Annotated in this window: 22 protein-coding genes; 17 read left to right on the top strand and 5 right to left on the bottom strand. The window is 52.1% G+C overall.

Annotated elements, in window-relative coordinates:
* Window positions 1-42 precede the first annotated feature (42 nt).
* From SIB66_RS02890 to SIB66_RS02920, 7 genes are all read left to right on the top strand, one after another.
* On the top strand, window positions 43-975 hold the full coding sequence (locus SIB66_RS02890) for an acyl-CoA desaturase (RefSeq protein WP_063398644.1): 933 nt from the start codon (window positions 43-45) through the stop codon (window positions 973-975).
* 43 nt (window positions 976-1,018) lie between these two features.
* Window positions 1,019-1,477, top strand: coding sequence for a 50S ribosomal protein L9 (gene rplI, locus SIB66_RS02895; protein ID WP_063407561.1), 459 nt, complete (start codon window positions 1,019-1,021; stop codon window positions 1,475-1,477).
* Between the two features lie 62 nt (window positions 1,478-1,539).
* Window positions 1,540-2,958 carry a replicative DNA helicase gene (dnaB, locus tag SIB66_RS02900; protein ID WP_063407562.1) on the top strand — a complete coding sequence of 473 codons (1,419 nt, stop codon included), beginning with the start codon at window positions 1,540-1,542 and terminating at the stop codon, window positions 2,956-2,958.
* A gap of 51 nt (window positions 2,959-3,009) precedes the next feature.
* Window positions 3,010-4,971: a tRNA uridine-5-carboxymethylaminomethyl(34) synthesis enzyme MnmG gene (gene mnmG / locus SIB66_RS02905; protein ID WP_063407563.1), complete on the top strand. Its 1,962-nt coding sequence runs from the start codon at window positions 3,010-3,012 to the stop codon at window positions 4,969-4,971.
* A gap of 25 nt (window positions 4,972-4,996) precedes the next feature.
* The gene (locus SIB66_RS02910; RefSeq protein WP_063407564.1) at window positions 4,997-5,680 is read left to right on the top strand and encodes a hypothetical protein; all 684 of its coding nucleotides are present in this window, start codon (window positions 4,997-4,999) and stop codon (window positions 5,678-5,680) included.
* Between the two features lie 59 nt (window positions 5,681-5,739).
* Window positions 5,740-6,276: a chorismate lyase gene (locus tag SIB66_RS02915; RefSeq protein ID WP_011131543.1), complete on the top strand. Its 537-nt coding sequence runs from the start codon at window positions 5,740-5,742 to the stop codon at window positions 6,274-6,276.
* Between the two features lie 87 nt (window positions 6,277-6,363).
* The gene (locus tag SIB66_RS02920; RefSeq protein WP_063407565.1) at window positions 6,364-6,813 is read left to right on the top strand and encodes a hypothetical protein; all 450 of its coding nucleotides are present in this window, start codon (window positions 6,364-6,366) and stop codon (window positions 6,811-6,813) included.
* Between the two features lie 15 nt (window positions 6,814-6,828).
* On the opposite strand, the gene SIB66_RS02925 is transcribed toward SIB66_RS02920, so the two are convergent.
* Both SIB66_RS02925 and SIB66_RS02930 read right to left on the bottom strand, forming a co-directional pair.
* On the bottom strand, window positions 6,829-7,350 hold the full coding sequence (locus SIB66_RS02925) for a hypothetical protein (protein ID WP_011131545.1): 522 nt from the start codon (window positions 7,348-7,350) through the stop codon (window positions 6,829-6,831).
* A gap of 105 nt (window positions 7,351-7,455) precedes the next feature.
* Entirely contained in the window at window positions 7,456-8,004 is a 549-nt protein-coding gene (locus SIB66_RS02930; protein WP_063399993.1) for a SprT family zinc-dependent metalloprotease, read from the bottom strand.
* 121 nt (window positions 8,005-8,125) lie between these two features.
* Between SIB66_RS02930 and SIB66_RS02935 the strand changes: the two genes are divergently transcribed.
* Genes SIB66_RS02935 through SIB66_RS02945 form a run of 3 tightly spaced genes read left to right on the top strand, consistent with a single transcriptional unit; the run spans window position 8,126 to window position 10,879 of the window.
* Window positions 8,126-8,545, top strand: a complete 420-nt coding sequence (locus SIB66_RS02935; protein WP_063396619.1) for a hypothetical protein — start codon at window positions 8,126-8,128, stop codon at window positions 8,543-8,545.
* 24 nt (window positions 8,546-8,569) lie between these two features.
* Window positions 8,570-10,660, top strand: a complete 2,091-nt coding sequence (ligA, locus tag SIB66_RS02940; protein ID WP_063407566.1) for an NAD-dependent DNA ligase LigA — start codon at window positions 8,570-8,572, stop codon at window positions 10,658-10,660.
* A 39-nt stretch (window positions 10,661-10,699) separates the two neighbouring features.
* Window positions 10,700-10,879: a hypothetical protein gene (locus SIB66_RS02945; protein ID WP_011131549.1), complete on the top strand. Its 180-nt coding sequence runs from the start codon at window positions 10,700-10,702 to the stop codon at window positions 10,877-10,879.
* Here the strand turns inward: SIB66_RS02945 and SIB66_RS02950 are convergent.
* The gene (locus tag SIB66_RS02950) at window positions 10,855-11,388 is read right to left on the bottom strand and encodes a TVP38/TMEM64 family protein (RefSeq protein WP_236070413.1); all 534 of its coding nucleotides are present in this window, start codon (window positions 11,386-11,388) and stop codon (window positions 10,855-10,857) included. The two genes, SIB66_RS02945 and SIB66_RS02950, sit on opposite strands and share 25 nt — an antisense overlap.
* A gap of 88 nt (window positions 11,389-11,476) precedes the next feature.
* Between SIB66_RS02950 and SIB66_RS02955 the strand changes: the two genes are divergently transcribed.
* From SIB66_RS02955 to SIB66_RS02980, 6 genes are all read left to right on the top strand, one after another.
* The gene (locus SIB66_RS02955) at window positions 11,477-11,695 is read left to right on the top strand and encodes a hypothetical protein (RefSeq protein ID WP_063421807.1); all 219 of its coding nucleotides are present in this window, start codon (window positions 11,477-11,479) and stop codon (window positions 11,693-11,695) included.
* Between the two features lie 682 nt (window positions 11,696-12,377).
* On the top strand, window positions 12,378-13,880 hold the full coding sequence (locus SIB66_RS02960; RefSeq protein WP_063407569.1) for a hypothetical protein: 1,503 nt from the start codon (window positions 12,378-12,380) through the stop codon (window positions 13,878-13,880).
* Between the two features lie 4 nt (window positions 13,881-13,884).
* The gene (locus SIB66_RS02965; protein ID WP_413410249.1) at window positions 13,885-14,427 is read left to right on the top strand and encodes a Tfp pilus assembly protein FimT/FimU; all 543 of its coding nucleotides are present in this window, start codon (window positions 13,885-13,887) and stop codon (window positions 14,425-14,427) included.
* 10 nt (window positions 14,428-14,437) lie between these two features.
* Window positions 14,438-15,760, top strand: a complete 1,323-nt coding sequence (locus SIB66_RS02970) for a prepilin-type N-terminal cleavage/methylation domain-containing protein (protein WP_063407570.1) — start codon at window positions 14,438-14,440, stop codon at window positions 15,758-15,760.
* Between the two features lie 257 nt (window positions 15,761-16,017).
* Entirely contained in the window at window positions 16,018-16,266 is a 249-nt protein-coding gene (locus tag SIB66_RS02975; RefSeq protein ID WP_236070415.1) for a hypothetical protein, read from the top strand.
* Between the two features lie 411 nt (window positions 16,267-16,677).
* Entirely contained in the window at window positions 16,678-16,857 is a 180-nt protein-coding gene (locus SIB66_RS02980; RefSeq protein WP_011131549.1) for a hypothetical protein, read from the top strand.
* On the opposite strand, the gene SIB66_RS02985 is transcribed toward SIB66_RS02980, so the two are convergent.
* Entirely contained in the window at window positions 16,833-17,489 is a 657-nt protein-coding gene (locus tag SIB66_RS02985; RefSeq protein ID WP_236070437.1) for a TVP38/TMEM64 family protein, read from the bottom strand. The genes SIB66_RS02980 and SIB66_RS02985 overlap by 25 nt on opposite strands.
* Window positions 17,490-17,700: 211 nt before the next feature.
* Between SIB66_RS02985 and SIB66_RS02990 the strand changes: the two genes are divergently transcribed.
* On the top strand, window positions 17,701-17,895 hold the full coding sequence (locus tag SIB66_RS02990) for a BBE domain-containing protein (protein ID WP_074160875.1): 195 nt from the start codon (window positions 17,701-17,703) through the stop codon (window positions 17,893-17,895).
* Window positions 17,896-17,932: 37 nt separating this feature from the next.
* Here the strand turns inward: SIB66_RS02990 and SIB66_RS02995 are convergent, their stop codons facing one another.
* Complete coding sequence (locus tag SIB66_RS02995) at window positions 17,933-18,721, bottom strand: ABC transporter permease (protein ID WP_063407574.1); 789 nt, start codon at window positions 18,719-18,721, stop codon at window positions 17,933-17,935.
* Window position 18,722 lies beyond the last annotated feature (1 nt).

Raw genomic sequence — 18,722 nt, forward strand, 5'->3', positions numbered from 1 at the left:
ATCCGTATCATGTATAGTTTATGCACATTCGATAGATCGCTCATGGCCTCCAGAGTGATACCTACGCCTTCAACGATAAGCCGACCTGCAGCTTCGCATAAGGCCTCAAGCCTTTCTACAAAACTTCAGCGCTCCTACACAAGCCAGGCCATTTGCCCACCCAAAGAATCAAGACGCTGGGGAACGATCGGATTCATGATCGCCATTCATGCCCTATCCATCCTGGCCCTGTTGCCCCGTTTCTGGAGCTGGCAAGCGATCACAACCCTTCTCGTCCTCTACTGGGTCACGGCCTGCCTCGGCGTGACGATCGGCTACCACCGTCTGCTCTCACACCGGTCGTTCCGAGTACCCCACTGGCTGGAGCGCTTCTTTGCCACCTGCGGAACCTTGAGCTGCCAACACGGTCCAATCGACTGGGTAGGACTCCATCGCCACCATCACAAGTTTTCCGATACTGACCCCGACCACCACAACAGTCATAAGGGCTTCTGGTGGAGCCACATGGGCTGGATGTTTGAACCCATTCCAGCCATGCGGGTCGTGCCACGCCTCACTGTTGACCTGGCAGCGGATCCCTATTACCGCTGGCTTAACAAGTACTTTCTACTGTTGCAGCTGCCGCTAGCCGGTTTGCTCTTCTGGATCGGCAGCGTCAGTGGAGCCGGTGGGTGGGCCCTCGTGCTGTGGGGTATCCCCTTGCGCCTAACGATCGTCTATCACATCACCTGGCTGGTCAATTCCGCCAGTCACTGCTGGGGGACTGTGGCCTTCGACAGCGGTGACAACTCGCGTAACAACCCTTGGGTAGCAGCTCTTACTTTTGGCGAAGGTTGGCACAACAACCACCACGCCTTCCCGCACTCCGCCATTCATGGACTCCAGCGCGGTCAGATCGACCTCACCTGGCAGCACATCCGCCTCATGCGAGCCCTAGGCTTGGCTCGCAAGATCCGGCTACCGATCACATCGTAAGGTTGTCGATCGCTCAACAGTCGTCGTCCGTCTTCTTATCGCCATGGCCAAGCGCGTACAAGTCGTCCTGAACGAAGACGTCCTCAGCCTCGGCAAGGACGGCGACCTAGTTGAGGTGGCTCCTGGTTATGCCCGCAACTTCCTGCTTCCCTTCGGCAAGGCTGTGCCTGTGACCCCAGCCGTGATGAAACAAGTCGGTCACCGACGTGCCAAGCAGGCCGAACATCAGGCAGCAATCAAGCAGGAAGCCCTGGACTTCCAAACCGCTCTGATCACAATTGGACGTTTCACCGTTAAAAAGCAAATCGGCGAAGACGACGTCTTGTTCGGCACAGTCACCAATGGTGATGTCGCTGAAGCAATCGAAACAGCCACAAAGAAGGAGATCGACCGACGCAATATCATCGTTCCGGAAATTCACCGGACCGGCAGCTACAAGGTGCAAGTGAAACTGCACAATGAAGTCAACGCCGAAATCAACCTCGAAGTCGTCAGCTACTGATTGCTGGCAAGGCTTGAAAAACAAGCCAAAGTGGGTCTCCTTATAACGTCAGCTCCTCATCCATGGTGAGCGCCCCCCTGCCAAACAACGGCGATACCGCCGCAGAGGGGTCCCGTCCCTTCAGGAAAGCCTCTTCTACATCTCGAGAACCGAGCTTTGAAGCCCTGCCAGACTCCTTGCCTCCTCAAAATCTAGAGGCAGAGGAAGCTGTTCTAGGAGGCATCCTTCTTGATCCTGATGCCATCGGCAGAGTGGTCGATGTGCTCCAACCTGAGGCTTTTTATCTCAACGCCCATCGAGAGATCTTCCGCACAGCCCTGATGCTTCACAGCCAGGGCAAACCCACCGACCTCACAGCCATGAGCGCCTGGTTGGCCGACACAGGGTCCTTGGAGAAGGTAGGTGGCAGCAACCGTCTGATCGAGCTTGTAGAGCGCGTCGCCTCCACTGCATCAATCGAGCAAGTGGCCCGTTTGGTGATGGACAAATTCCTACGGCGACAGTTGATTCGCTCAGGCAACGAAGTGATTCAACTCGGCTTTGACCAGGGCCTACCGATGGAACAGGTTCTCGACAAAGCAGAACAAACAATTTTTGCGATCAGCCAGGAAAAGCCATCCAAAGGTCTCACCCCCACAGCAGAAATCCTTACCAGCACCTTCAACGAGATCGAAAGCCGCTCGCTAGGTACCTCCGTCGCAGGCATCCCTGTGAACTTCTACGACCTCGATGCCATGACCCAGGGTCTGCAGCGCAGTGACCTGATCATCGTGGCTGGCCGCCCAGCCATGGGCAAAACCTCCATGGTGCTCAATCTGACCAAAAACGTTGCTCAACTCCACAACCTGCCTGTGTGCTTGTTCAGCCTGGAGATGAGCAAGGAACAACTCACCTATCGCCTCCTTTCAATGGAGGTTGGCATTGAGAGCAGTCGACTGAGAACAGGCCGTTTACGGCAGGAAGAGTGGCCTCTTCTGGGCCAGGGCATCAACACCCTTGGCCAGCTACCGATCTACATCGATGACAAACCCAATTCAGGCGTCCTGGAGATGCGTTCTCTCTCCAGGCGGCTCATGGCCGAACAAGGCAAAGAGCTCGGACTCATCGTGATCGACTACCTACAACTGATGGAGGGCTCCACGCCTGATAACCGTGTTCAGGAACTCTCCCGGATTACCCGCGGCCTTAAGGGCATGGCCAGGGAACTGAACGTACCTGTGATTGCCTTATCACAGCTCAGCCGTGGGGTGGAATCCCGCACCAACAAACGCCCAATGCTCAGCGACCTGCGCGAGTCAGGCTCAATCGAACAGGACGCTGACCTGGTGCTGATGATCTACCGCGACGAGTACTACAACCCAGAAACCCCCGACCGCGGCATCACCGAAGTCATCGTGACCAAACACCGCAACGGCCCTGTCGGCACAGTAAAACTACTGTTCGAGCCCCAATTCACACGGTTCCGCAACCTGGCGGCCTAAAGCAGCAATACATTGATGATTTCTACTGTTCCCTAGAACGTCACGGGCCCCATGCCCTTCAGTGCTCCCCCAACCGAACACTTCGACGTCATCATCGTCGGCGCTGGGCACGCCGGTTGTGAAGCCGCGATTACGGCAGCGCGCTTAGGCCTAAGTACAGCTTTATTCACCCTCAACCTCGATCGGATTGCCTGGCAACCGTGTAATCCCGCAGTGGGAGGGCCAGCCAAGAGTCAACTCGTGCATGAAGTTGATGCCCTTGGGGGGGTCATCGGACGCCTTGCCGATACGACGGCGCTGCAAAAACGTGTGCTGAATGCAAGCCGCGGCCCTGCGGTCTGGGCCTTACGCGCCCAGACCGACAAACGCCTCTATTCACGCCAAATGCTGCAGTTGCTTCAACAAACAGCCAACCTCTCTCTAAGAGAAGCGATGGTGACTGGCCTCGAAGTCAAAGGTGATCCATCTGGTGGCGGGGAAGACTGGGAGCCAGCTCAAGGACATGCAGCACAAATCACAGGCGTACGGACCTATTTCGGCAGTATTTATCGGGCCCAAGCCGTCGTGCTAACCACCGGCACGTTCCTTGGTGGTCAGATCTGGGTTGGCAATCAATCCATGCCGGCAGGTCGTGCCGGCGAGCAAGCCGCAGAAGGGCTCACCGAAGCCCTCGAGTCACTTGGCTTCCAAACCAATCGCCTCAAGACAGGCACTCCGGCCAGAGTCGATCGACGCAGCATTGCTCTTGATCAACTGGAAGAGCAACCCAGCGATGCCGCTGATCGCTTCTTCTCCTTCGACCCAACCGCCTGGGTCAGCGGTGAACAGATGAGCTGCCACATCACCCGCACCACCGCATCAACCCATCAACTGATCAAAGAGAACCTCGAACTAACGCCTATCTATGGAGGCTTTCTCGACAGCAAAGGGCCGCGTTACTGCCCATCAATCGAAGACAAGATCGTCCGTTTTGCTGACAAAGACTCTCACCAGATTTTTCTCGAACCGGAAGGTCGCGACACGCCAGAAATTTATGTGCAGGGATTCTCCACCGGACTACCTGAGCGGTTGCAACTCGACTTGCTACGCACCCTGCCAGGGCTTGAACAATGCGTCATGCTGCGGCCCGCCTATGCAGTCGATTACGACTACCTTCCCGCCACACAGCTCAGTCCTTCATTGGAAACCAAACGCGTCAAAGGGCTTTTCACTGCTGGGCAACTGAATGGCACAACCGGCTATGAAGAAGCCGCCGCCCAAGGGCTGGTTGCCGGTCTCAATGCAGCCCGTCTCGTCCAAGGCCAAGAGCAAGTGCAATTTCCGCGCGAGGGCAGCTATATCGGCACAATGATCGACGATCTTGTCAGCAAGGATCTACACGAGCCGTACCGGGTGCTCACCAGTCGAAGCGAATACCGCCTGATTTTGCGGGGCGACAACGCAGACCGACGCCTCACGCCTCTGGGCTATCAGCTAGGCCTGATTGATGCACGCCGTTGGCAGCTGTTTCAACGCAAACAAACCGCTCTAGAGGATGAAAAACAACGACTCGAAAAGCAGCGACTCAAAGCTAGCGATCCAGCCGCACCGGCCCTCGAGGCCAAAACAGGCGCAACAATCAAAGGATCCATAACTCTGGCCGATCTGCTCCGACGTCCTGGCGTGCGTAGTGCTGATCTGATCGAGCATGGCCTAGTCGATCCAGAGCTTGCCCTAGGCGTAAGAGAAGGAGCAGAAATTGATATCAAGTACAGCGGTTACCTACAACGGCAGCAACAACAAATTGATCAATTAAAGCGGCAGAGCCAAAGACGCCTACCTGCAAATCTCGACTACGCCAACATCAGCACCCTCTCTAAGGAAGCCCGCGAAAAACTAACCGCTGTAGGGCCACTCAATTTCGCTCAGGCCAGCCAGATTCCCGGTGTTAGCAAGGCAGATCTAACCGCCCTGTTGGTCTGGCTGGAACTGCAGAAGCGTCGAACCCTCGCCGCCTCTGGTCACGATCGATAACGTTGGATGACATTGGAAACGAACGGTGCCCTCTCAGCTCACCACCTCGCGGGCCTACTGGAACCTACGAGCTGAACAGGTGATGGACCGCGTCTTCCACGAGCAAGACAATCATCTGACCTCTGCCAGGGTGCATGTCCACGAATCACTCAAGGCGAAGCCACCTCAGTGGCAAACTCTTACTCTTACTGGTCTTGCCACTGCGGGGCTAATCAGCAGTGTCTGGCTAGCTCACAATTGGCAGGCCTCCCAAGCCCAGCTTGACCGAGAACGAAATTTGCTAGTCATGGAGCGGCTCAGAAAGTTACCCGCCGCATCTCGAACGACCAGCGAAGAACCCAGCAACAGCTCAAGCATTAGCGCCCAAAACACAAACGCTGAGCTGGCAGTCCTTCCCCAAACCCCGCTTGATCCTGAATGGGTCCAAAGTTTGGAGCCTGTCATCGTTCCCATCCGCGAAGAAACGTTCTCCAGCCAATCAAGTCACTTGCAGGAAAAAGCAAGCGAAGTCCCCGTACTTGTAGGTGTCGTACATGGCCCTAAAGGCAGCAGCTCAGCAATCTTTCAGCTGAAGCAAACCTCCACCTCCGCAAAACCCGGAGAGAACATCGGTAGCAGCAACTGGCGCTTGGACTCTGTCAACGCCAATGGTGCCGTCATCAAAAATCAAGGTCAGCAACGTCAGCTCAACATTGGAGGCGCCTTCTGAACCAGACACCCTCAGGACTGATCTCACCAGCACGGGTCTGGGACGCCCCTAGCAAGGCAGTGCTCTCTGGTGAAGGCCCCTGGCAACTGCCCGGACCCTGGCGATTGATGCTGCTTGGGGATGGCAGCCCAACCCGCCACCTGAGACTGCTCACAGGCCATGAAGTGCAAGTCAACCTCATTGCCATGCAACCGGAACCCAATCCGGATGCAACAGCCCCACAAGAAGTTCGCGAACTCAAACCACCTTTACTAAGGCGCCAGGTGTGGTTGATCTGCGACTCCCATACCCTTGCCTGGGCAGAAAGCTGGTGGAATTTCGATGAGGCCGAAAAGCATCTCCACAATCGCAATCAACCCATCTGGGACAGTCTCACAAAAGGCCGTTCCGAACTGTTTCGTGAAGTCGACGGACTGGGCCTTGTCGCTGCCGATTGGCTCGAATCCGCATTCGGCCAAACAGGGCCATTTTGGAGCCGTCATTATCGCTTCTTTCGCCAAGAGCGTGAACTAACAGTGATCCGAGAAGTTTTCAGCCCTGAGCTCGAGAAATGGCTCGGACCCACTCCACGACAAGAGCTTCAACTCTGTTCATGACCAGAGCTCTCGACTTGTCGATTTTTAACTTGACAACTTGCCAACTCTTGTGCTTTCGGGAAGATTATTCAAGCGGTTCCCCTCTCCATGGCACCCTCCCCAAGCTGGCTGAGCCTCACTGATCTGGGACGCATCTACGGCATCTCAGCAATCAATTGCGGCCGAGCTCTTCAACTGCAGGGCTTGCGCGATCGACATGGACGACCAACTCCAGGAGCCCTTGAGACTGGTGCAGCCCATAAGCACGGTCCACAAACCCCTCCACGCACAGCTCTTTGGAACGCCAAAATCTGCAAAGGCTTGCTTGAGAAAAGCGGCTACCAACCCATCAACCGAACACTTCAGGTGGAGCAATGGGCCGAACTACTTGAGGCCCTTGAAGAGGGATCGCCCTCTATCAATGCAACAGCAGAGCAAATGGCTGAAGATCTACCTGAAGAACTGGTAGGTGACGTCAATGATCAACTCGCACTGCGAGGCTGCCATTTTCGCGTAGCGCACAAACCACATCAGCCATCTTTGAGCGCTGCAGCCTGATTGAATCGCGCACGCTCAATCTCGCCGACGACTGGAACGCGGCAAAGGTCTCCGCTCCAGCGGTCGCTTCAATGATTCTGATGCGCTTCGGTTTGAAGCGGCCTCAGGATTAAGCCGCTCTGATGGGCGACGCTGCCAACGATCAACCTGGAAGGTGGACTCATCGGGCCAGTCATCCTCATGAGGCACAACCTCACTGCGAGAAGACGCAGGTTGAATCAATGGGGGAACACGGCGAGAGATCGCTTCCAGTGGTCGCTTCACTCGCATTTCAGTGGACTGAGGCTCGGACTGCCAAGGCTCCAGCCAACCATCGTCCTCGTCCTCTTCCAACAACCATTCAAGCTTGTCACCCACCCAGCGACCAACCGTTCCCAAGCTCGCAGCGGAACGACGGTCTGTACGACCAGATCCACGCTGTCCAGGGCGGGTGCCGGCCACACCATCAACCAACTGACGACCTGTCTCAAGCCACTGATCCAAACGACGATCCAACGGATCCCTGGACCTTTGGCGACGTTGACGACGTGTATCCATGCATCGACGTTACCGGCGCCGCCGGTGCAACCACTGCTCCCGTTGCCAACCAATTAGGGCAATCGAGACCCCACTGACCTGAAGCACCCAGAAAAACATGTCCACTTAGGCCTCCGGTGACGCAGGTTCATAGACGAACACACAGCTGGCATGCCAGCTACCCCCATAGTGACGGTCGCAACATTGCCGACAAGCAGCGCGATGAACACGCCGCTGATAAGGAGAACGAAGACCACAGCGAGGGCAAACCGCCCACCACCGCGGCGGCGTTTGAGGCACGGGAAACTGATGGCGCACACTCACCTGAAACTGGTTCTGGGCAGCGTTAATGGCAGCCATCCGGGCATGAAAGTTGGGGCCATGACTCTCCTTAACCTGCAGTACAAGATCAATCCAGGCATGGATCATTTCGTGGCAAAGAGTGCTTTCAGTGGCGGTCTGAGGCAGAAGCTCCAGCAACGGACGAGAAAGAACAATCTCGCAGCTATTGCGACCGTCAACCCTTAAACCACGACGATAAAAACCTGCTGTCTTGCGCAATCGACCATCACTCCACCGCACAGACAGAAGAGGCTGAGATCCAATCGCTAGGGCGCCATTGAAATATTCCCTATTGAAGCGATGAAACAGCGGCAGCAGAGGCACCAGGGGCATTAATGCGCGTGGGGTAGGCCCTTAAATCAAGCTTGGACAGTCTGCCCACTTCACACAATCGCTGAAGAACCATATTTCTGAAGTCGGTCAGTCAGACTCTCTTTTCAATTGCATCAAGATGATGGATCTAGCCCTGGCACGGGACATTGGGACCAAAGCCCTACTAGCTGGCGCTGGAGCCCTACTGCTCTACTGGACCATCACGGCCGTCAGGCTGGTCTTCAGTGCAAGGGGCATCAACCCCTTGGTCAAGCAGTTCTTCACTCAGGTCGCGGCAGGTCGGATTGATGCTGCCTACCTACTCACCACCAAGACCTATCGGCAGCACGTCAACAGACAACAATTCATCCGCTTCCTGGCGAGTCTGAAACTCAACCGATATCGCAACCTCAAATCCGGTCGACCTAGGCTCCAAGAAGGCCAGGTCATCCTCACCATCAAACTCAAATCTGATGGCAAAGATGAATTAAAAATGGATTTCACATTCAGCAAGATTGACGATTCATGGCGAGTCGATCGCATTGTGCCCCTCAATTCATGACCGATCGTTCTTAAGACAGCTGCGGTGACCCCGACGTCGATAACACCCCCAGAGCGGGCAGCCGAGCTACGCAAACTACTCAATCAGGCCGCCCACTCTTACTACGTACTTGATACACCAACGATGGAGGATGCCGTCTACGACCGCCTCTATCGCGAGCTACTGGACCTAGAAGCTCAAGATTCATCGCTACTCACCCCAGACAGCCCCACCCAAAGGATTGGTGGAGCCCCTGCTCAAGGCTTTGCAAGTGTTCAGCATCGCATCCAATTACTCAGCCTCGACAATGCTTTCAATATTGACGAACTAACGGGCTGGTACGTCCGACTCGCCAAGCTGCTTGGTCATCAAACCAACCCTAAAACGCCTCAACCTGATCTATCGATGGTGGGCGAACTGAAGATCGATGGCAACGCGCTAGCCCTCAGCTACGAACACGGCGTACTCATACGCGCAGCCACCCGCGGTGATGGGGCTAATGGAGAGGAGATCACAGCCAACGTCCGCACCATTGCCTCCATTCCGCTGCGATTACAACTTGAGCATCCTCCAGCCTTGCTGGAAGTGCGAGGAGAAGCGTTTATCCCGAATAGCACCTTTGCAGACATCAACACTGCCCGAGGGAAACGGGGCGAGGTAGCCTTTGCAAATCCCCGTAATGCCTGTGCCGGCACGTTGCGTCAACTGGATCCCAAGGTGGTGGCCTCACGTCAGCTGGACTTCTTTGCCTACACCCTGCATCTAACAGACAACTGGCAAGCGAAAGCTCATGATCCAGCCAGACCCATGAACCAATGGGCAGCATTGCAATGGCTCCAGGCCATCGGCTTCAAAGTGAATCCAAACACCGCGTTGCTTGCGGATTTAACTGCGGTAGAAAACTTCTTCAAGCTCTGGGATAAGGATCGCCATCAACTTCCATACGCCACCGACGGAGTAGTCGTAAAGCTCAATGACTTACAACTACAAGAAACCGCAGGCTTTACTCAAAAGGCCCCACGTTGGGCGATTGCACTCAAATACGCCGCTGAAGAAGCCCCAAGCAAATTGCTAAGACTCACCTGCCAGGTGGGACGCACAGGCGCCGTAACACCTGTGGCTGAATTCGAAGCGATACCACTAGCGGGTACAAGTGTGAGCCGCGCCACACTGCACAACGCCAATCGGGTCAGCGAGCTCGATCTCCATAGCGGCGACACCATCGTGGTGCGCAAGGCCGGCGAAATCATCCCGGAAGTGATAGGTGTGTTGAGAGAACTACGACCTGCAGGAGCACAGACACTCAAGCTGCCTCATATCTGTCCGGAATGCCGATCAGACCTAGTGCGGGAAGAAGACGAAGCAGCAACACGCTGTGTCAACAGTAGCTGCCCAGCGATCCTGCGCGGAACACTACGTCACTGGGTCAGTAAAAGAGCTCTGGATGTAGATGGCCTCGGCAGCAAGCTGATCGAACAGCTGGTAAACCGAGGTCTAGTGCAATCGATTGCTGACCTCTATGCCCTCGAGGCAAGCCTTCTGGCAAGCATGGATCGTATGGGCAGTAAATCAACAGCAAACCTGATAACCGCCCTGCAAGCCTCCAAAAGCAAGCCCTGGCATAAGCAGCTCTACGGCCTAGGCATCCACCACGTCGGTGAAGTCAACGCTAAAGCCCTAGCTAAAAAGTTCCCCAGCGCCGCCACACTGGCCAACGCCGCCTGCAAGGCACCCGAACAAATCACGTCAGTGTTCGGAGTCGGCAACGAAATTGCGCAGTCACTACAACAATGGTTTGCCACCCCCGCCAATCAACAGCTTCTGGCCAAGTTGAAACAGCTAGGCATCTCCCTGGAAGCCAATGAAGACGAGCTCGCTCACGACACAGATCAAAACCAAAGAACGGTTAGCTTGGAGGGCCAAACCTTTGTATTAACCGGCACTCTGCCAACCCTGAGCCGCAGCGAAGCCCAAGCCCTGATCGAAGCCGCCGGTGGCAAAGTCAATAGCTCTGTCAGCAAAAACACCAGTTATGTGGTGGCTGGAGTTGAAGCGGGCAGCAAGCTGAACAAGGCCGAGAAACTTGAAGTCACGGTCCTTAACCAGGAGGAGCTGCTCAAACTTTTGGCCAGCTGAAGTTCTCCATCCCTAGGCTTTTAATCACTGCATAAGAGCATGAGCCAAGCCAACATCAACACCTGGATCAAAACAGCCTGCGGACGTGCCAAATATGCAGATCTGGCTCAACGCACTGGGGTGCTTGCACGCCTCCGGCTGAGCTGGTTCGTGTTCTTTGCCGCCCTCAAAGACTGGCAGCTAGACAACCCAGATCAACTGGATGGCTCGGAATCCTGAAGAGCTCGCTTAGCTGCAAGGCCTACCAGCCATACCACCACAACCGTGGCCAACACCCCAACAATCCTGAGAGTCCAGGTGGCCGGGTCAGCCTGGCCAGAGAGAGCATCGCCAAATCGCGCCACATCTCCAGCCAGTGCACCAAAACCACAAAACAAAACAGTGCCAGGAAGAATGCCGATCAAACCGATCGAATAATCCCGCAGGCTCACCTCACTGAGGCCATATGCAAGGTTGAGCACACTAAAAGGGAACGCCGGAGACAGGCGGGTTAAGAGCACCAACTTGAGGCCCTCACGACTCACGGCCTTCTCAACAGCCTGCAGTTTTGGCACAACTGCCAAGCGACGTCGAGCCCAATTCCTTAGCCAGTAACGTCCAAGCAGAAAGGATGCCTCTGCACCCAAGCAGGCCCCGACAAACACCAGCAAACTGCCTAACCCAGTCCCGAAGAGCGCACCTGCAAGCATCGAGGCCCATACACCTGGCAGCAACAAAACCTTTGCCATCAAGCGATGTGACACACCACTGGGGCTGGATTGACGCTACGACAATGACAAAGATGCATTCGTAGCATCGGTCATCGATGGCATCATCATGATGCCCTGTCTTGATTACAACAGTGATCGAGAATGTATTGATGAAAACAGACTATTTCCCAACAAGAACGTCAATGAAATCAATGCGATAGAGGTTCTTCAGTACCTCACTGAAGGGCACGGCAACGAATACCGCTACGCTGTCAATAACAACACCATGCCAATTCGCAAATATCTTGAACCTGCATTTCGATTCGAAACCGATAACAGCCTTTAGGTATTCAGTACACCCGGGCCTTACAATAACCGTCAGTGGCAGAAATCTAAAAACGGCCTCGTGACATTAGGTGATCAAGATTCGGCACTTGCTTTTGTCAGTTCTCCAGATGAGGCGGCAGGAAATACTTGAGGTGGGGAAAATCCCTGGGAGGGTTTAAAACGCTCTTTCGATGACACAGAAACGAACACCCTTTATTTTCTGTCCGAAGGGTTGCCGACAACCTCACTCAGCATTCCTGGCGAAGACGCGAGGTATTCTAATCAATACAAACCAGCCGCTGAATACTATAGGAACCTGAACAACTCTCGACAAACAAAACCACTGAGAGTGAACACCACATCAGTGATATTGAGCTCTGAGTGGATGAAGATGTTGACGGAAGACACATCAGGAGAATACATTCAAAGCCAGTAATTCAAAGAGCATGTATTCTGGCAAATGCCTTTATCAAACACCTCACATCAAAACAAGACAGATGGGAATTAAGACAGAACGATAAGGACACTGAATTTGGCACTCTATCAACATTGCAATCAATGCTGCAGCCTGTATAGTTGTTACTAAAGTTGCTCTGCTGACTATGCTGCCCAAAAGCAGGTCAATCAGATCAAGAAAAAGGGTGTTCGCTCATCACAGACTTAGCTTACTGAGAATATCAAAAACACAGACTCAGTTGTCAATGGGATTTGCTCTGCCAATGGTGATTGTTGGCGGTTTAATTTTAATGATTGGCGCCATCATCCTGTCGGCAAGAAGCTTCAGTAGTCTCACGGGTTCAATCCGCCAGAACCAAGCCAAACAAGCTGAAGAAATTGCTGAAAGCGGAGCAAATATTATCATCCAGGAATTAAATCAAAACTACCCTTACTTGCTCGTCATCAATTGCGATGTCACAAATAATTCAGCCGCACAACAAATGCAAGTTCCGGAATGTGATGAGGGATGGAGCTCTTATCTCCTGAATGACGAAAATCCTTTGAGCGCTTGCAGTCAACGTTCACAAAACCCACAAAACATTATGAACGTTGTCTACCAAGCCACTCCTGGAGGCAAAGGTTTTTACAGGCTGCGAAGTTACGAGTTCTTCGGAGATCAGATTCAGGGTGGTACCGCAGTCATTCAAGTCCAGGGGCAATTGCGTCATGGTTCCTCCAATAATCAACGAATAGTCTCATCAGCAATTCTTGAAAAAGAAGTAACAATAGTTCCAAAATGCTGTGATTTAGCTCCTTTTGAAACATGCAGTGTTTCTGAAGGGTGGAAATATGGTTTAACAGCAAATTCAGTAGCACTACAAACTGGAGATGTGATTGATGAAAATCCAAACGTCGCTGTCAGTGGAGCCAATATCAATTGCAGTAGTTGCACGACGAATCCACCTGAAAACGTTTGTACGCCGTGGGGTGCAACAGGTCAGACGATCTCTTTATCCAAGCAATCCCTTTGCCGTGGCTTAACCAATAAAATTGATATTGCAGAAGATTCTGCAGGATTCGTTTCTGGTGAGCGCTCCAGGAATAATATCGAGATTCCTGAGGCTCCTCGCTGGAATACAAACTGGAGAACTAAAGAAGGCGGGCAAATGCAACCCATGACATTTGTCAACAAAAATGAGACCTTTGAACACCTCGACTATGTAGGACCTCATCCAGGTAAGAGCTGTTACACAGAGATCAAAAATGGCAAACCAATCACGCACTGTCGAATCAATTCAATTGTCACATCTGATTACAGCAAATTCACAATTAAGCCTGGGGTTGATGGGGAGATTCGTTTTTACATCGAGGGTGCAGCAATTAACCTTTCCGGTCGACAATTTTTTGTTCCAGAAGGAACAAAATTCGGCCAATTTGCGATTTTTGGAAGTAATTCAACATCGAGTCTGAATTTCTCTGGCGGAGGTGAAATCAATGCATTCCTTTATATGCCAAAGACCAAAGTCTCTCTCTCAGGTGGGATATGTAACCCTCTCATTGAACCACTAGTATTACGAGGTGCTGCCATCGTCGATCGTTATGAGGCCACTGGAGACTGCGCACAGATCAGAGTCCCTACAGATGCGGGCAAAACCCTTTGTGATAATTACGGTCTTTGTTCCACGAATTCAGACAGTTCAAATGAAGACTTGGAGTATGTAGCAGTTGGAACAAACCGGTGGGATTATGTTCAGATGGACCGGTGATGCCATGAAAATCCACCGCAGGTTATCCAGAACGAAGGGTTTTACACTCATCGAACTATTAGTTACAGTTTCCATCGTCGGGATCCTGAGCGGTGTTGCTTTAGTCAATTATTCACGCAGCTGGATGGATCAAAGACTGCTATCCACAACACGAGGTTTGGAAAATTGGCTGAATGCACAAAGACGGAATGCGATAAAAAATAGCTTAACTTATACAATTACATTTGACACTGCAAACAAAAAGCTCATCAGCAACTCAGGAGATGTTTTTGATCTTCGAAAGTCATTCGGTAACAAGCACGAACGTTTATCTATAACGTCGTCTCCAAGCGTAGATTCATCCACAGAGCCGGGAGGTATACATTTTTCCTTCCGCGGACTAAGTCAGAATCATCAACTAACATCCAACGGTACAGTCGAATTGAGGCTCAGGCTTGAAGGAATCTCAACTGAGCGTTGCATCCGCATTATCTCCCCGATCGGAATGATCAGAGATGGTTCTGCGACTGACAACGCTTCGGACTGCAAATATCAATCCTCATATTGAGCATACTTCAATGAAGCGCTGCATCTCTCCACATAACCACGGATTCACCCTTGTTGAATTAATGGCAGCGCTTGCTATTGGCGGTTTTATCTCAATTTTAACAGTAACGATTCTGATTCAAAATGCAGAGAGCAATGCAACAGCCGAAAGCAGAAGACGACTTCTCGAAGACTGGAACCGTGCCACAAATCTGCTTCAGGACGAAATAGCCATGAGCCAGTCAGTTCTCAGCGAGAACGACGATGAACCGATCCGTCTCAAGGCAGATGGGTGCGAGTGGCTTAACAGCAACGACGCTGTCCTCAAACTGCAGATGCATCTGCCAGGGACACTTCCTGATGTCATCTATGGCATCAGATCCATTGCAAGCCTCGAAGACGAATATCCCGGCCAGAGGAACCAGTGGATTGGTTGGCCTGATGCCGGCGTATTGATCCGGTGCGGACCTGAATTGTTGATCAATTCAGATGGCAGTACCTCCTACAATCAAGGGGGGCCTTATCAACAGTCTGTAATGGCAGATGATCTGGATATGTCAGTCAATCATGGCCTAACAATATCCAAAGATGATAACAACAATAAACTCATTAATTTCGAGTTGGCACTCAAAGGAGGGCTTCAAAAAATCAAATCTGAAGCAAACAGGACAATTCGATTAGGAAGCAGTGGTCTCTCCCGGATTAATGAAGTTCCACCAATCCCAGGCGAGAAATCGGTATGCGAGAAAGTCTGTAAAGAAATGGGTACCGCATGCCTGGGAATCGTCACCACAATCACTGCCTATGATCCCAGAGATGTCATCGTACAGGAAAGTTTATTTGGGACAAAAACCTACTGCACAAACAGAGAACTAAGAGCGCTGGATAGAATACGTGGATTTAATAATCAAAATAATTATATTGTCGGCAACTACGTGATGGATGGTTCACCAACACCTGGTCGTCAAAATAATGATAACGGTATTGACCTTGCAGGAGGAGAAGGTCGGAATGTCTTACTTGGCACCTCACTCAATGACAAGATAAGGGGAGGACCAGAGCATGATGCTCTGGTCGGTCGTGGTGGCAGTGATGTCCTTGAGGGACTCGAAGGAGATGACAGTATTATTCCTTTTTCCGCAAATTCAACAGAAACCGATGTCGTTGAGGTTGATGGAGGAGAAGGATTCGATCGTGTTTACATGCAGGAGAATCAGTCAAATTATTCCACCATAAATTGCAACACCAGTGAATGCGATATCAAAGTACGATTATCTGGTGAGGGAGCAACTGCCAAATTAAGCAACGTTGAACAATTGATTTTCAAGGATAAGTTAGTGAGGATTTCAGATTAATGAGTCATCGTAAATCCCACATTTCAAAGCACAGATTATTAATTCGTCAAGGTTTCAGCCTAGCCGAGGTTCTAATCTCAACCTTGATTCTGATGATTGTGATTATGGCAGTCGTGGAATCTCAGATGAACTCATTCCGAACCATAGAACATAGCGGTCAACGTAATGCTATCCAGGCAAAGATCAGCGAAGATCTCAATATGCTTCGAAATCAGTCTGATCGTTGGAAATGCATCGAGGGAACTTCCTGCACTGGCTTGGCAACAGATCAGGACATTCCGATGCGATTTGAGTTGAGCCATTGTCAGCACGCTAATCCATTAGCGAATTACCCCATTAAAGATGCATCTCTTGAAGTGGGTAGCAGCGGCCTCGTGATCGAACGTGTAATGACCATCAACTCCTCCAATCGACATCTCAATGTGAATTACATCAGTGAGCTTGATGGAAAAATCATCAGCAGAAGCAGCACCATTGCACCAGAGGCTTTGAAGTGGTGTGGGTAAGCGCAACTTGCGACATGTTTGATTCAGCTTCAAGACTTTCATGACGATGTCCTGAGGCATCACCACCATGTCCATCATGTTCGAGCTCGCCTAGGTTGATGAAACCTGACAATGAATAAAGCCAGCAGCGATATCCAGAAAGTCACGCTTATTAAATTCATTCATTAAAATTGATTTTCAAACAACATGATGAATACACGTGATCTCGGCAAAACAAGTAGTCAGAATCAGAAACATTCATCGACTCAGCCTGAGAGATCAGACGCCAAAACGACGCCCATCATTAATTCATAACAAAATTGCAAATACTCGATCGAGCCGAGTTCCTCTCAGTCGAAGGAGGAGGAGCTGCTCAAACTTTTGGCCAGCTGAAGTTCTCCATCCCTAGGCTTTTAATCACTGCATAAGAGCATGAGCCAAGCCAACATCAACACCTGGATCAAAACAGCCTGCGGACGTGCCAAATATGCAGATCTGGCTCAACGCACTGGGGTGCTTGCACGCCTCCGGCTGAGCTGGTTCGTGTTCTTTGCCGCCCTCAAAGACTGGCAGCTAGACAACCCAGATCAACTGGATGGCTCGGAATCCTGAAGAGCTCGCTTAGCTGCAAGGCCTACCAGCCATACCACCACAACCGTGGCCAACACCCCAACAATCCTGAGAGTCCAGGTGGCCGGGTCAGCCTGGCCAGAGAGAGCATCGCCAAATCGCGCCACATCTCCAGCCAGTGCACCAAAACCACAAAACAAAACAGTGCCAGGAAGAATGCCGATCAAACCGATCGAATAATCCCGCAGGCTCACCTCACTGAGGCCATATGCAAGGTTGAGCACACTAAAAGGGAACGCCGGAGACAGGCGGGTTAAGAGCACCAACTTGAGGCCCTCACGACTCACGGCCTTCTCAACAGCCTGCAGTTTTGGCACAACTGCCAAGCGACGTCGAGCCCAATTCCTTAGCCAGTAACGTCCAAGCAGAAAGGATGCCTCTGCACCCAAGCAGGCCCCGACAAACACCAGCAAACTGCCTAACCCAGTCCCGAAGAGCGCACCTGCAAGCATCGAGGCCCATACACCTGGCAGCAACAAGGTGACCCAAAGTGCATAGAGAGGCACAAACAGAACGGCACCAATAGGTGTCTGCAAGAAAGGCAGCCAAGACTCCAACCAAGTCCCCGGGTCGATCAACACAAGCGATCTGCATTCAACACCAATACATCTCATACTCAAGATTCATGCAAAGTTGGCGATGCGTCGGCGCAAACTCTGCAGCAAGCCTGATTGGCCACTCTCTCCGCCATAGGCCTACCAACGCTTTGGCGACAAGCGAAAGCTACGAACACAACAGCAGTCATCAACAAACTTCGCCGATGCCTCGGCACACGTCTAATCAGAGCCACACTTACTTGGGCAAAACTACAAGCAACAACAGGATGTGAATCGTGCCATCGCCCTAATTCGCACAGCCACACCTGACATCAGTAACTACGTGAACGAAGGTCATGTCTTCGAACCAAACTGGAAGCAGGAGTTCTGGGGCCCGAACTACGAGCGCCTTCTGAGTATCAAGCGACGTTACGACCCAACCAATCTTTTCCGAGTACACCATGGCGTCGGCAGCTACACCTAAATTCAAGCCTCAAACCAATGCCCACCGACAAGACACATCAACTCGAAGCTGATGTGTAATAACGCAAAGCGAACAGCCAAAAAGCTCGGCTTCCAACAAAAAAAATCACAGCCAAAAACAATCCCAAAGCCAACATCGGCATGGCCGCACGACCAAGGATGACCTCTGCTGGAACCGTGGTCAAAAAAGCAACCGGTAACACCAAAGTGAACACCAAGCGCAGAGTCGGCGGATAGGCACTCACTGGGAACCGACCGGAAGCCAGTACGGCACGTAGCACTTCAGTGGCATTCCAGGTCTTCACGAACCAGATGCTCGTAGCAGCAATCACAAACCACAGGGCATAGAGAATCACACCGCCTACACAAAGCATCAAAACAGCGACCAATACTGTGCCAAGGCTGAAAGATGCGCCTGCCCGAGATGCAGCCCAGACGATCAAAACCAACCCCAACCCCATTTCCGGAAGGCCCGCAGGCGCCATGATGCGTAGCGAGACCCAAAACTGGCTGTCGATCGGCTTCAAAAGCACAAAATCCAAAGTGCCCTCACGCACGTGGGTGACAATCGCACCGAGGTTTGGTCGTAGCCAAGTGCTTGAAACTCCATCCAAAAAGGTGTAAATACCCTGAACCACAAGGGCAGCTTCCCAACTCCAACCACCCAGATCTCGCCCCTGTCCAAAGAACACAGACAGCACAAAGATGCTGCCAGCCAAACTGCCGACCATGGCCAGCAAATCGATCAGCATGTTGGCCTGATACTCCAACTGCCCAGCCAATGCCGTGCCCCAAAAACGCTTCAAGCTGAGCAAGTAGCGCCCCATC

The sequence above is a fragment of the Prochlorococcus sp. MIT 1318 genome, from assembly GCF_047304505.1.
In the GTDB taxonomy this organism is placed as follows: domain Bacteria; phylum Cyanobacteriota; class Cyanobacteriia; order PCC-6307; family Cyanobiaceae; genus Prochlorococcus; species Prochlorococcus marinus_D.

What these genes read in the sequence shown, in the direction of transcription:
- rplI (WP_063407561.1), top strand. Translation starts at nt 1,019, where the DNA reads ATGGCCAAGCGCGTACAAGTCGTCCTGAACGAAGACGTCCTCAGCCTC.
- SIB66_RS02935 (WP_063396619.1), top strand. Translation starts at nt 8,126, where the DNA reads ATGGATCTAGCCCTGGCACGGGACATTGGGACCAAAGCCCTACTAGCT.
- SIB66_RS02890 (WP_063398644.1), top strand. Translation starts at nt 43, where the DNA reads ATGGCCTCCAGAGTGATACCTACGCCTTCAACGATAAGCCGACCTGCA.
- SIB66_RS02920 (WP_063407565.1), top strand. Translation starts at nt 6,364, where the DNA reads ATGGCACCCTCCCCAAGCTGGCTGAGCCTCACTGATCTGGGACGCATC.
- SIB66_RS02970 (WP_063407570.1), top strand. Translation starts at nt 14,438, where the DNA reads ATGAAGCGCTGCATCTCTCCACATAACCACGGATTCACCCTTGTTGAA.
- SIB66_RS02985 (WP_236070437.1), bottom strand. Translation starts at nt 17,489, where the DNA reads ATGAGATGTATTGGTGTTGAATGCAGATCGCTTGTGTTGATCGACCCG.
- SIB66_RS02960 (WP_063407569.1), top strand. Translation starts at nt 12,378, where the DNA reads ATGGGATTTGCTCTGCCAATGGTGATTGTTGGCGGTTTAATTTTAATG.
- SIB66_RS02945 (WP_011131549.1), top strand. Translation starts at nt 10,700, where the DNA reads ATGAGCCAAGCCAACATCAACACCTGGATCAAAACAGCCTGCGGACGT.
- SIB66_RS02925 (WP_011131545.1), bottom strand. Translation starts at nt 7,350, where the DNA reads ATGGATACACGTCGTCAACGTCGCCAAAGGTCCAGGGATCCGTTGGAT.
- SIB66_RS02950 (WP_236070413.1), bottom strand. Translation starts at nt 11,388, where the DNA reads ATGGCAAAGGTTTTGTTGCTGCCAGGTGTATGGGCCTCGATGCTTGCA.
- SIB66_RS02980 (WP_011131549.1), top strand. Translation starts at nt 16,678, where the DNA reads ATGAGCCAAGCCAACATCAACACCTGGATCAAAACAGCCTGCGGACGT.
- SIB66_RS02965 (WP_413410249.1), top strand. Translation starts at nt 13,885, where the DNA reads ATGAAAATCCACCGCAGGTTATCCAGAACGAAGGGTTTTACACTCATC.
- SIB66_RS02955 (WP_063421807.1), top strand. Translation starts at nt 11,477, where the DNA reads ATGATGCCCTGTCTTGATTACAACAGTGATCGAGAATGTATTGATGAA.
- dnaB (WP_063407562.1), top strand. Translation starts at nt 1,540, where the DNA reads ATGGTGAGCGCCCCCCTGCCAAACAACGGCGATACCGCCGCAGAGGGG.
- mnmG (WP_063407563.1), top strand. Translation starts at nt 3,010, where the DNA reads ATGCCCTTCAGTGCTCCCCCAACCGAACACTTCGACGTCATCATCGTC.
- SIB66_RS02995 (WP_063407574.1), bottom strand. Translation starts at nt 18,721, where the DNA reads ATGGGGCGCTACTTGCTCAGCTTGAAGCGTTTTTGGGGCACGGCATTG.
- SIB66_RS02930 (WP_063399993.1), bottom strand. Translation starts at nt 8,004, where the DNA reads ATGCCCCTGGTGCCTCTGCTGCCGCTGTTTCATCGCTTCAATAGGGAA.